General features: G+C 51.6%; 9 protein-coding genes. 4 read left to right on the forward strand and 5 right to left on the reverse strand.

Annotated features, from left to right (window positions below; translation table 11 throughout):
• Nucleotides 1–8 precede the first annotated feature (8 nt).
• On the forward strand, nt 9–296 hold the full coding sequence (locus ACN4EG_RS07555) for a cupin domain-containing protein (protein WP_431628725.1): 288 nt from the start codon (nt 9–11) through the stop codon (nt 294–296).
• Nucleotides 297–303: 7 nt separating this feature from the next.
• On the opposite strand, the gene ACN4EG_RS07560 is transcribed toward ACN4EG_RS07555, so the two are convergent.
• The 5 genes from ACN4EG_RS07560 to ACN4EG_RS07580 form a co-directional block, all read right to left on the reverse strand.
• A complete protein-coding gene (locus tag ACN4EG_RS07560) occupies nt 304–2,475 on the reverse strand; it encodes a caspase family protein (protein WP_431628726.1) in 2,172 nt (723 codons plus the stop codon).
• Between the two features lie 84 nt (nt 2,476–2,559).
• Complete coding sequence (locus tag ACN4EG_RS07565; protein ID WP_431628727.1) at nt 2,560–3,201, reverse strand: hypothetical protein; 642 nt, start codon at nt 3,199–3,201, stop codon at nt 2,560–2,562.
• A gap of 43 nt (nt 3,202–3,244) precedes the next feature.
• On the reverse strand, nt 3,245–5,656 hold the full coding sequence (locus ACN4EG_RS07570) for a CHASE2 domain-containing protein (RefSeq protein ID WP_431628728.1): 2,412 nt from the start codon (nt 5,654–5,656) through the stop codon (nt 3,245–3,247).
• Between the two features lie 78 nt (nt 5,657–5,734).
• On the reverse strand, nt 5,735–6,904 hold the full coding sequence (locus ACN4EG_RS07575) for a DUF1822 family protein (RefSeq protein ID WP_431628729.1): 1,170 nt from the start codon (nt 6,902–6,904) through the stop codon (nt 5,735–5,737).
• A gap of 154 nt (nt 6,905–7,058) precedes the next feature.
• A complete protein-coding gene (locus tag ACN4EG_RS07580) occupies nt 7,059–8,489 on the reverse strand; it encodes a hypothetical protein (RefSeq protein WP_431628730.1) in 1,431 nt (476 codons plus the stop codon).
• A gap of 373 nt (nt 8,490–8,862) precedes the next feature.
• Between ACN4EG_RS07580 and ACN4EG_RS07585 the strand changes: the two genes are divergently transcribed.
• The 3 genes from ACN4EG_RS07585 (at nt 8,863) to ACN4EG_RS07595 (ending at nt 12,774) form a co-directional block, all read left to right on the forward strand.
• Nucleotides 8,863–9,216 (forward strand): recombinase family protein, encoded by a 354-nt coding sequence (locus tag ACN4EG_RS07585; RefSeq protein WP_431628731.1) that lies wholly within the window; start codon nt 8,863–8,865, stop codon nt 9,214–9,216.
• A 264-nt stretch (nt 9,217–9,480) separates the two neighbouring features.
• Entirely contained in the window at nt 9,481–10,989 is a 1,509-nt protein-coding gene (locus ACN4EG_RS07590; protein WP_431628732.1) for an IctB family putative bicarbonate transporter, read from the forward strand.
• Nucleotides 10,990–11,295: 306 nt separating this feature from the next.
• The gene (locus ACN4EG_RS07595; protein ID WP_431628733.1) at nt 11,296–12,774 is read left to right on the forward strand and encodes a glycoside hydrolase 100 family protein; all 1,479 of its coding nucleotides are present in this window, start codon (nt 11,296–11,298) and stop codon (nt 12,772–12,774) included.
• Nucleotides 12,775–12,936 lie beyond the last annotated feature (162 nt).

Consider the following 12,936-nt stretch of genomic DNA (forward strand, 5'->3'; position numbering starts at 1 on the left):
AAAACAAGGTGAAAGAAGAGCAGATGCAAATTACGATCGAACATCAACCCAGCGAAGAAAAATTAGCACAACTAGGCGTCAAACAATGGCCGATTTGGACGAAGGAAGCTTCGCAATTTGACTGGTTCTATGACGAGTCGGAAACTTGCTACCTACTGGAAGGGGATGTTACTGTCACGCTCGCCAATGGAGAACCTGTGCGGTTTGGGCAGGGGGACTTGGTCACATTTCCCGCTGGCATGATCTGCGTCTGGACCATTCACAGTGACGTGAAAAAGCATTACGCCTTCGGGTAACGTTCCGTTATTCCTGAACTTCCAAAATCGTAGACAGCATTGCGAATCGATCGACGGCAATTTGGGCAACGGATTGTTGATTGCGTTGGGAATCTCGATCGAGGGTGGTTAATAAATCAGCCACGATCGCCAAGGGTTCCCCGTTTTGTAAATCCAAGGGATTGCCCGATCGGGTGCCGCGCTGTTGAGCAATCTTTTGCAAACCCCGCAGCACGTCATTTAGCGGTTCCGTACTGGCTAAGGTCATCAATTCCAAAAAACCCGCAGGCGGTTCAATCATAAATTGAAAGCGATCGTCGCTAGCGGGAATCATACGATGTTTCTGAGGCGCAAGGGGTAACGGTTTGCGGCTACTGTCCCAGAGCAACGGATGCAGAATCGTTAAATCGCCACTACTCGCGATCGCCAACACCGCCACATGCAACGGCTGAGTATCCTGATTGATCAGTTTTAAAGCAATTTCTGACCCCGCCTTCACCGCCTGGACAAGTGTAGATCGCTGGCGGAGCCGCTTGCTCCCTCCCCGACTTTCCGTTGCACTGACTAACGCTTCCCGTTTACGATCGAGAATTTCCACTGTTACCTTTAGCGTTGAACTATTCCCATTCGATAGCGTTTTCAACACCTTAACGGCTAGTAAACTTTGCAAACGTCTTGCCAACATTTCCACTTCCGATCCACTCGCAGGCAACGCATTGGGTAAAATTTTCTGATCGGAACTGCGTAACTCTAACTGTCCCTGGGCGTTGCGATGCAGAATATAATCTGCCACCTGATCTGCACTATTCGCAACTAGTTCTAACCGCTGGGCTGGGATGCGTCGCGTACTGACTAAGCGATCTTTGAATTGCTGTAAATTTTTCGTTACTGCCTCAGTGACGCCTAACCGCAGCGCCGTTTCGATCGGAATCCCCCGCACCAACTCCCGCAACAGCATTCCCGGCGCGATCGCTTGTTTCAGTGCTCCTTCCAGGCTGCCATAGCCCACCAATCCCGTCCGTCCCCGTTGGCGAATTTGTCCAATGTCCTGCCCCGCAGCATTGACGATCGCAAATTTCGCATTTCTGGAAAACGCATCCAAACTTTCCGGCGCAATTCCTCCCAACCAAAATTCCACCCGATCGCCCTGCACCGATTGCACGATCGCTTCCGCCGCCGGTTGGGGTGGATTGATCAGATAAATTGGCTGTTGTTGATAATTGCTCCCCGGTTTTACTTCATAAATGGGATCTTGCACAATGCGAGATGTCTTCGCTAAATCCTTCGTATTGCGCCCCAGATCGATAAAAACATTGCCCAAATTTTGTTCACTCGTCGCCTGCCACAGATAGCGCGTCAACAGATAGGTAAACGCCCCTGCATAGAAATCCCCAAAGGAAACATCCGCTGAAAACTGATTGCGCTGGGCCGACCCTAAAATTACGCCCTTAGCAATGCCCTTTTGTCGCCGTTGCTGCAATTCCGCCGTCGTCCAACCCATTGCCTGCATCCAGCGATCCTGATCAGCTAATTCTGTATCACTGGGATTGGGAGCCGCCATATTATCTCGAAAAATCGATCGCAGCACTGTTCGATCGATGTCCGCATTGCGACTCGCCCCTCCGGAATGGCAACAATCTAGCACCGCAGTAAAGTTCTCTGTTTTCAATGCAGAAGTCAACAAAAATAAACTGCGACCCATAATGCTATTTACCGAAGTTTGGAGATTACTATCGCCATCGTTTTTAGCAATTTGATAGTCGATCGGAACAATTGCACCATTTATGCCATCTTCACTAATGGGTTTAGGATCACGAACCCGCGCACCATGACCGGAGAAATGAAAGACAACCACATCCCCCGGTTTGGCTTGTTGGATTAAATGTTCTTCAAAGGCTGCAATGATATTTTGTCGCGTTGGTTGCATAGTCTCCGGTTGCAGAACCAAAATATCTTGTGGCCTAAACCCAAAGCGATGAATCAGCAATTCCCGTTGTAACTGCACATCCGTTGCACATCCCCGCAACGATCGAATTCCCTGGGGATATTGATTAATGCCCACCAATAACGCCAACTTGCGCGGCGTAGACTGTGCTAGAACCCGTCCCATTTGGTCGCCCGATCGCTGGAAGCTGGAGGGACTGAGGCCGATCGTAGCCAACGTAGTAGCAGCAAATTCTAAAAAGTGGCGACGTTTCATAGGACTGATGCAAAAGTGTGGAGGGGGTAGGAGGGTGGCGGGGTGGATGAACCGGGGATCTGCTTTCTGAGTAAATCCCTAACTTCAAAATTCCCCCTCTGCACAAGGATTCGGCATGGTTTCCAGCAATTGTTGTAATTCAGCTGACGGATACCGCAGGGAAAAGATCTCTTGGAAGGCATCCGCTTGCAGTTGTTTCTCCGCAAAAAACTGGGTTCGCCGCATTGTCCAGGTTTCTCGGCCTCCCACTACATTTTTCAACGCACTCAAGCCCTGGGCCACTTCCGTACGGCTCTCTCCCGCCATGATGCGAAAGGGATAGCGAACAAGCTGCGTTTTGCCATCGAGATCAAACAAAACCCATTCATATTCCTGGCCGGGATGCAGTGGCTCTCCTAGATATTGCACATAGTTCAGGTTCTTTGCCCATTGGCCTGAAGCGTTTTTATCTACGGCTTTTTTGCGAATATCCGCCTTCCAAAGCACTTTTTCGGTTTGCTTGTCTTGAATCGCGATCGCTCCGGTTTTGCCTTTCCAAACCAAAGTAGGCTGCAAATTCCAAACCTCCGCAGAGTCCCCCGGCGCGATTGGGCAAAGACTGTCGATCGGGCGAGACGCCCCTGCTGCGGGTTTCTTTTGGAACAGCTTTGATAACACCCCCGTCCAAGTGGTGGGTTGTTTCTTTTGGGTCGCTTGCGCTGGCAGAACCGCCAGGGGGAGTAGCATCAAGCTCATGCTCAAACCGATGCAAGTTAGGCGATTAAGGCGATTAAAAAGATGAATCATAGGTACTTTTTTTGAGTGCAGGGATAACATACAGCCCCAGCGTTGCTATGGGTAAAAAATAAGGTAGCAGAACTGAAACTGTAATAAAGGTTTGCAGGCTCACCAAGCCATAGATACCCGCCACGATCGCGAAGTTCCTGATTTTTACAGTTCGATATTGATTGCGTTGAACTCGCCGTCGATCGACCTTGATCCAAAGCTGTCCCCCCAGTCCCGCCAGTGCAATCATCAGGAAATCGGGAATGGGAATCACCAAGCGTTGCTGTAACAGGTGATGCACCATGTAGGCATGGGCTTCTGCCCCCGTAAAGCTTGATTTCGCAATGGCTGCGGGCACTTGGCTTGACCAATAGGCGATCGCAGCAGGGACGGGAAAATTATCTTCGCCCCGACCGTTTAGTCCCGCCTCATCGTAACCACCGGGCGCAATAAGCACGATCGCCGGTGCTTTGTCCTCCGGTTGTAATTGCTTGTGAAACAATTGCTGGGCACTAATGGTCCGATAAACGCGATCGGGGGGAATGGAAAAATCTAAAATCGGTTGAAACCAGGACTGACCAAATTTTCGCACCCGATCGACCCACGGCGAAAACTGCTGTTGGCTCAAGAATTGCAAGCGCTCCGGTGCTCCCGTTTGACTAGCCTGCTGCGCTTGGGTGAGGCTGGCCAACGCCAACGTATAACCTAAGGGACAAATGCGATCGCAGCCCTGGGACGAGGGCAATTCCACCGTCCAGGGATAGAGAAAGGCATTGCCCTGTAAATTGGCCTCCAATTGGGCTAAGTTCGGTCGCACGCCAACGACAGTCTGCCCTTTCACGATCGCTGCAAAGACAAGCAAATTTCCCCGCTGTGTAGCCTGGGCGATTGCCCGTTGCAGGGGCAGATCTTCCTGGGTGGGGCGATCGAGGAGGAAGTCGATGCCAATCACCTTCGGCGTTGGGGTAGCTTGACCCGATCGCGCTGCCTGTAAGCTGGGAATTTGATTGAGGACATCGCCTAAATAGCTGCGATCGATGGGATTAATCTTACGGGCATCCAAACCCCGATCGCGGATCGACGCCTCATCAATTTGCACTAACAACGTCGGTGGTAACGCTACGGGAATTTGCTGGGTAACGTTGCGGTAAATTGCTTGAAGACCTAACCGACTATCCAACAGCAAATCCTGGACAGGGACAATTACACTCAAACCCGCGATCGCGGTCAATGCCACTGCTTGCTTCCGACTGGGCAGCCAAGGGGCAATGCGATGCCGCCAGCCTGTGGGTGTTAAGCGAAACAGAGGAACTTCGGGATGACGAAACAGGGACGGAATCAGGTAAGCGGATGGATAATGCAACGTGCGATCGTTTTCCCGTTTCAGAAATTCGCAGGCCGCACAAAGCGCTTCGTGCACATTGGCGAACTGTTCCAATTGCCGCATAAATTCCGTGAAAAATAACTGCGCTACCTGGTTATGGATGGGTTCCCGCATGATGGCGACTTGGCTCAATCCCAAATCAACTAGGGCATTGGCAATGCGCAGTCCTTTGCAGGAATTGAAAATAGCAAATTGCAGTCCGGTAGCTTTCGCTTGCAACAGGTGGGGCGCAATTTCCTGCACCAAAATCGACTGTCCCGGCGCGATCGCGAGTTCGCCGCCAGTGTAGGTGGTTTCGTCGCTGTGCCCTGCGAAAAAAATTACATCCCAACCCAGCGGATCGGTAATGGCTTGAATAATTTCGGTTTTTAAGTCGGTAACCGGTCGATCGGGCTGTCCCCCCACAAAGCTCACCGCCAGGTTTTTCAGCGCAGCGACCTCCGCCTGAAAATCTAATCCCGTACTGTCTCCCAAAATGGCTAAAATTCGCGCTTGACCTTTGCGGCGGGTCTGTCCCGGTTCATGGCGCAGATTGGTCGGTGTGCGGGCAAAGCGAATGGTTTTGCGACTGCCAAATTCAGTGCCAATGTTCCAGGTTTCCCAGGGTAAATATTCCAGTTCGATCGGTTTGCAGGTGATGAAAACATCAACAACATTGCCTTCCGCTTGGGCAATGGTCGATCGAACGGGTAGTAGTTCACTACTGTTAAGCCATTGGTGAAACTGGCGTAACCACTGGTCTTCCGCATCGACTAACGTTTTGCGGCGATCTTTAGCTGCCCCCGCCAGACTTCCACTACTTTGCACCCGTGCCCGCAGTCTCGAGGGCTTATCGGATTCCGGCAGAGCGGATGATCGATCGACAACCGGGGCTTGCCAATGGGAGTAGTAGTCGAGGTAGGCGTTGTGCCAAGTTTGGTAGAGCGCTGTCAAGGATTCTGGATAGTCAACCTCCACCATCAATTGCTGACCCTGACCCCAGCCCAGTTCAAAAATACAAGTTTCTTTAACGCGAAAGATTTTAAGACGCATGGGACGCAGTAACCAGGGAGCAGTGATTCAAACCGTTATTCAATAACTAAGAGGCACCCTCGGGAACTTGCAATTTAGCTAGTTCGGTTGGAAGGCAAATTGCGGTAGGATTTCGACCTGGCCATTGGGCAAGACGATCGACACGGTGAAGGCTTCCTCATAGGTACCAATCACCTGGGCAAACAGGTAGGCATCTTGACTAGCCGGATCAAAGGTTTGTTCAACCAAAATGCCCGTCGGATCGCTAATTTGTAACGTGACACCTGCGGGAAGCCGATCGGCCTGCGCCCCCAACACCACCAGCAACGACCATTCCGGTTCTGGCCCCTCCACCGTGCCCGTAATGGCATACAGCCGCAGCGGCGCATCGGCAAGTGAGAGATCCTGATAGCCACCCCGCGCGTTAACGGGAATTTGGGTACCCTGCCGCTCCAAGGATTGCAGTAGCCGTGCCAGTTCCATTGCCGACGTTTCCCCCGATCGCATTGCCCCCGCCGTTGCTAGGGCATTGGGCGGCAACAAGACCCAAGCCAATTCCTCCGCCACCTGATCCAACTGCCCCTGCAACCAACGGCCCACATTCATCACCGATCGTGAGGCCGATCGCGACAGATCTTGGGCTGCTTCAGTAACCCGTTGCGGTACTGACTGCAAGACCGACTGCGGCACCGATGCCTGACTTGTCACGGGGAACATCGCGGGATCGGCACAGCGTAGATTGAGCAACAGGTGGCCTGGATCGCGATCGCAGGCCGCCAAGGCCAACTCATAGGCTCCCGACGTATCCGCTGTTTGTCCTGCGAGTTGTGCTTGCAGATCTGCCTGGGCAATAAACCCCGTCACCCAAGCCTGATTCTGCTCCTCCATGACTTGCACGAGGACGTAAAAATGAGCAGGATCCGTGAGTAGCACACCGGGTACCATCACCGTTTCCTCATCCACGCTGGTCATGGGTAACGACTGCACCCGAAAACCCTGGATTTGCACCGCACTGGTAGTAGAGCTGTTAGTAGAGCTGCTAGTGGAGCGGCTGGCCGATGGGCGGGGCTGCAACCCCCGATCGCTCAGCCAAGTTTGCAAGCTGACCTGGGCCAATGCTTCTAAGTAGACGGCCCATTGTTGAGCTAAGGGAGCCTGTTGACTGGCCTGCAATGCCTGCTGGATTTGCTGATCCGTCAATTCGATCGCATCCAGGGATAACGGTTCCAGTTCAAACAAATCCGGGGTATCGATTAAAAAGTTCGTCATAGCCTTTAGCGCGGTGAGAGGATCTGCAAGATGCAAGGTAGAAGTGCCAGATTAGAAATTGTCCTGACTGGTGTTGTATAGATTTGGCGTTGGGGGGACTTATTCAATTCCCGATCGCAATTTCCAGATTTTAAGACCCAAATTTTCAGCAGGATTAGCGGGACGGCCCGATCGGTTGCAATTCATCCAAATGCTGACAGAGGGTTTTCGCAAAGAGACTCCCGCTGGCATAGTCCTGCACATAGTCCTTCGGGGTTTGGGCTTGGGCAGCGGCCTCTTCCATCAGCTTGTCAATCTGCTCATTCAGCGCCTCCGCAATCTTGCGATCGAGGGCTTGGATTTCCTCCGGGGTAACGTATTGCGCCGCCTTCTCCAGCACAAACTCCTGTAGCCGATTCAGTAAAGCATGGCGAATATCCTCCCGCAGTGCCTTGAGGTTCAGCAACCGCGTCACTTGGTACTGAGCTTGTAGCCCCACCTGCTTGGCAATCTCCGTCATGGATAACCCCTTGCAGTGGAATAATTGCAGGGCTTGCAGAAAATAGGCCGATTTGGGCGCTTTTAGCCGAGTGGTGCGATCGGCCACGACCTGCTGCATGGCCGCCTGTAGGCTCGTGGTAAAGCCTTGGCGATAGACCTGCAAAAATTGCCGCGCACCGCTTTCCTCCTCCGGCGGCTTATCAGCAATGCGATCGGCCAGGGTGAAATTCTCTCCTTCGTCCAGCGAACTGGTTTTCAAGGATCCACCCTTCGCCCAAACGCGATATTGTCGGATGCGATCGGCAATCATCCGCAACTGTCGCAGCACCGCCGCCGGGGTCAGGTCAAGCTGTTCGGTTTGCAACCACTGCGCCATCTCCTGCAATTGCTCATCTGTCGGTTGGGGACAGGAGCCCTTCACCCCCGCTTGCCGTTGTTGCAGGCGATCGCGGCGATAGACGGCATGGTAGCTTTCCAAGATTCGCTGGGCCTGTTGGATTTCCCCCGGTGTCAACGGCTGATAGGACGACAGAATATGTTCTAGCTTTTTGGGCGTGGTGTCGTTGAGGATGGCCCAATCGCTCAGGAGATAGACCCCGCATTCTAATAGGAAGCGATTCAGTTCCCGGTGGTGCTTCACCAAGCGCACCGTCCAAGTGCTGAGGCTGCCCCGACGCGGATCGAAACTCTCTAGAATCTGTTTGGACAGCGGTTTGTAGGCCCGAGGCTGGGTGCTGCCATCATCATCCAACACAAAGGGAAACAAATCGGTACGCCGAAACCCATGGTTCTCACCAAACTGCATTTCCAGTTGAATGCAAACCTGCTCAATTTGGTTGGAGATGAACGATCGGAGGCTGAGTTCTGCCAGTTGGCTACCTTGCCCAGATTGGGCAGATTCCCCAGATTGGCTAGCTTGGCCCGTCGAGCCTGCATCCTGCATCCAATCCATCAGTTGTTGTTGGATAGACAGGTTATTCACGGAATCTGTAATCTCAGGAAAGTGCGACAGGATAAACGCCTTCACCGCTGGCAATTCTTGGGCACGGCTGCGACCCGTATTGTCCAGTTTGACGAGTTTCCAATAACGAGAAGCAGTACTCATATCTCTGTGCGATCGTCCCAATGTTTGAAGTGCTGTTGCCAATGGTTTACTTCGATTAAGTTTGATTATTTTTAATGAACCTTACCTGTAAATAACTGGGTACTTGGAAGGTCTGAAGCAGACGGATACCAAGGTCGTGACTGAATGGGTCGATTCTAACTTGCCTCATTCTTAGATTAGGCATGATTTGGAAAGTCTGCCAAGCACATAGAAGCCTACCAGCACCTAAGCCAGTAGGCTTATTGGGCTGAGGTATAGCAATTTGCAATTGTAGAGCTTGCAAAAAAGGAATATCTGACTACAAAATTTCTGGCAAAAGTTGGTCAATACTTAAACTAGGATAGTTTTAGCTAAATTGAATTCTCTTAGCGCTATGAACGCTCACCAGTTTCAACGCCATCCAGTTTGGGAGCGACTCAATCAAGGCCGCCAAGCCAAGGCGGCTAAAGGGGGATATGCAGGGTATGGTGCGCCCGCCTTTGGTCAGCAGTCGATCGATGGTGAACTTGTCGAAAATCCCAATGAACAAGAAATTATCGAACTGATTCGCCGTCACCATAAATCCGGTAAGTCCCTGCAACAAATTGCCGATTGGTTAAACAGCAAAGGGTACACCACAAAACGTGGACAACAGTGGCGGCGAGTCTCTGTGAAGCGAGTTTTAGACCGTTTATACGGTAGAACGCCCCGGCTATCTGGCGAAGAGACTCCTCTGGATGAAGACTGATTGATTGTATTCATCTGATGGCATTCACCTAATTGCCAGGGCTGCGATTAATAACAGCTATCAAAATACTCACATACCGCCGACGTTGACAGAACATACATTTACAGAATAAAAGTACTACTGACCTCGATCGAGTAATCACAGTTTTAGAGGATCCAGGATTTCTAACGGGGGATGGTGATCGGAGGTGTAGGCATCAGTCGATCGAGTCTAGTCGATCGGTTTTAGCCGATAATATCCAGAGCCTTTTATGGATGACTGGCCATGCACACCTTTTGGCAATCCTTTACGCTACAGACCCTGCCGCTCTATCAGTGGCGGTCTTCTAGCTACCTCTACCAACTGGTGGGACTCCTGCAAGCTTGGCGATCGGGGAGTTGGCTCTTGCAGCAGGGAGATCTGATCGCCTTGGGGCTGTTGGGCGTCCTCTTCGGCCTTGCACCCTATGTCTCCACCACCCTGATTTCTGTTTTCCTAGTGGCCTGCATTGGCTTTTGGGCGCTGCTAACGATTTCTGACCCGCGTGAAAAAACGGGTTGGGGCTTCACGCCGATTCACCTGACGTTGCTGCTGTATTGGGGGATCTCCGTCATTGCGACAGGGTTGTCCCCCGTCCGCATGGCCGCGATCGAAGGCTTAGCTAAACTGACACTCTATTTACTGACCTTTGTGGTGATGGCGCGGGTGCTGCGAATTCCTCGCCTGCGATCGTGGTTGATTGGGATTTACCTGCACACAGCGCTCCTCGTTAGTTGCTACGGCATTCGTCAGTGGATTTTTGGTGCACCGCCCCTCGCCACTTGGTCGGATCCCGAATCGGAAATGGGTAACTTTACCCGCGTCTACAGTTTTTTGGGCAATCCCAACCTACTGGCGAGCTATCTAATCCCAGCAGTCGCCTACAGTCTCATGGCTATTTTTGTCTGGCGCGGTAAATTACCCAAAGCCCTCGCCGCTGTCATGGCGATCGTCAATACCCTGTCCCTAGTCTTTACCTTTAGCCGAGGCGGCTGGATCGGTCTAGTGCTCTCCCTGATTGTCATGGGTTTGCTTGTGGGATTTTGGCTGAATCTCTACCGCAAAAAGTGGGTGTTGCCTGCGGTTCTGGGCGGTATGGGTGGTTTTATTTTGCTGAGTGTGCTGTTTGTTCCGCCCGTGCGATCGCGGGTCATGAGCATGTTCATCGGTCGGGGCGATAGCAGTAATAACTTCCGGCTGAATGTGTGGACTTCAGTGGTGGAAATGATCAAGGCTCGTCCGATTTTGGGCATTGGGCCGGGAAATGACGCCTTCAACAAAATCTATCCCCTCTATGCTCGATCGCGGTTTACGGCGCTGAGTGCCTATTCCATCCCGTTAGAAATTTGCGTAGAAACGGGCTTGATTGGTCTGTTCAGCTTCCTGTGGTTTCTGTCGGTGACCTTTACCCAAGGTGTTGTGCAACTGCGACGGTTGCGGGATAGCTTGAATACCGATGGCTTCTGGTTGATTGGAGCCGTGGGCAGCATGGTGGGGCTGCTGGGGCAAGGGCTGGTGGATACGGTGTGGTATCGTCCCCAGGTCAATATGCTGTGGTGGTTGGCGGTCGCCATTATTGCCAGCTTTTATACCGCCCAGTCCGTCGCCACTTCAGATTCAACCCCAGATCCAACCCCAGATCTAACCTGGAATGAAATTAAACCGGGCCAACGTGCTTTTGCGGCCAGTATGTTTGGTGATGACTTGTCCCTTGAAGGGACTAGCGAGGGACCCAGTGGTGATGACCGATCGTAGACTCAGCCCGATCGCCCCAAACATCCGTCTGCGTCATAATTTGCTGACGAATTCCAGGAATATCTACGGATTCAACTGAGATTCAATTTATACAGTCTTTATAAATATCCCAGCGGTCGTATCTGGGTTAGCCGGATTGCTTGGTTAGCTAGAACACCTACGATCGCTGGTTTTTTAGTTTTTGATCCCCATCGTGTTGGGTTAATCGTCAATATCGGTTGCACCTTAGTCATATTTTCACAGTGACAGTTCGCCCCAGTCTCCGTGAAATCTTTTAATCTGGGGAAAAAGCGTTCGGTGTTATCTATGTCCCGTGCTCGCCTGGATGAAGCTGCCATTGTCCAAATGGCCCAGAAGTTGCTCTATGAGCAAGCGATGATTACTTTGGATGGCCAATGGATTGGTGCGGTGGCAGCCATTCCCAAACAATCTCGTAAGCAACCAGTTCAGCCAGAACTCAACTACGGAGAAATTTTTATTCGGGACAATGTGCCGGTCATGGCGTATTTTCTGACTCAGGGGAAATATGAGCCGGTGCGCCATTTTTTGCTGACCTGTCTGCGCTTGCAGAGCCAAGAAATTCAAACCCGTGGTATTTTTCCCACCAGTTTTTTGGAACAGGATGGCCACGTTGTTGCAGATTATGGCCAGCGGGCGATCGGTCGGGTTGTGTCTGTAGATGCGACGTTGTGGTGGGTGATTTTAGCCTACATGTATGTGCGAGCCAGCGGCGATCGGGATTTTGCGAGTCAGGCCAGTGTTCAGAGCGGGATTCAGCAATTTCTGGATCTTATTTTGCGGCCTTCGTTTCGCAAAGCGCCTACGCTGTATGTTCCGGATGGTGCCTTCATGATCGATCGTCCGTTGGATGTTTGGGGTGCACCCTTGGAAATTCAGGTGTTGCTCTATGGAGCGTTGCACAGTGCGGCGGGGTTGATGCAAATTGGCTCAGAATCCATCCACTCCCAAGCCTCTGGTACTCAAGATCCGAATCAGCGTGCTAAATCAAAATCCTATTTATTCCAAACGCCGCACTCCGTTCACCACTGTTTGGAATATGCCCATCGATTACGACAGTATCTGCTCAAGCATTACTGGGTCACGAGTAAAACGGTGCAGGTTCTCAGACGCCGACCCACAGAGCAATATGGGGTGGAAATTCAGAATGAATATAATATTCACACTGAAACGATTCCCCACTGGTTGCAGGATTGGATGGGGCCTCGGGGGGGATATTTGATTGGGAATATTCGGACGGGGCGTCCTGATTTTCGCTTTTTCACCTTGGGAAATTGTCTCGGTGCAATTTTCGATGTCATTTCGGTCAAACAACAGCAGGCACTCTTCCGCTTGGTGGTGCAAAACCAACATGATTTAGTCGCCCACATGCCCCTACGAATTTGTCATCCTCCCCTTGTTGAGGAAGATTGGCGCAATAAAACAGGCTACGATCGCAAAAACTTGCCTTGGTGCTATCACAATGCGGGGCATTGGCCTTGTTTGATGTGGTTTTTGGCAATGGCGATGTTGCGTCGGCACCACCCGGAGGATTTGGCGATCGAGGTGCGGCAGTTATTAGAGGTGAGTTATCAACTGATGCTGCGGCAGTTACCCCAACAGAAGTGGGCAGAATACTTCGATGGCCCAACCGGGAATTGGATCGGGCAACAGGCTCGAATCAATCAAACTTGGACGATCGTGGGCTTTTTACTGATGCACCATTTGCTGCGGGTGAACGGCCAAGATGCCCATTTGCTGGATGTGCATTACGACACGAAGTTGTAATGACATGTAATGACAGCTGGAATAGTCGCTGAAATTGCAATCGATGTGTGAATCATTCCAAAATCGATCTCCTTTTCATCAGGAGAGGGGATCGAAACTTAGTTTGACAGGGATGGGTGGGAAGCATATAAGCACCATATCGCCCCGGGGTTCCATCCCGTG

It is taken from the genome of Alkalinema pantanalense CENA528 (genome assembly GCF_050753345.1).
Lineage (GTDB): Bacteria > Cyanobacteriota > Cyanobacteriia > Leptolyngbyales > Leptolyngbyaceae > Alkalinema > Alkalinema pantanalense.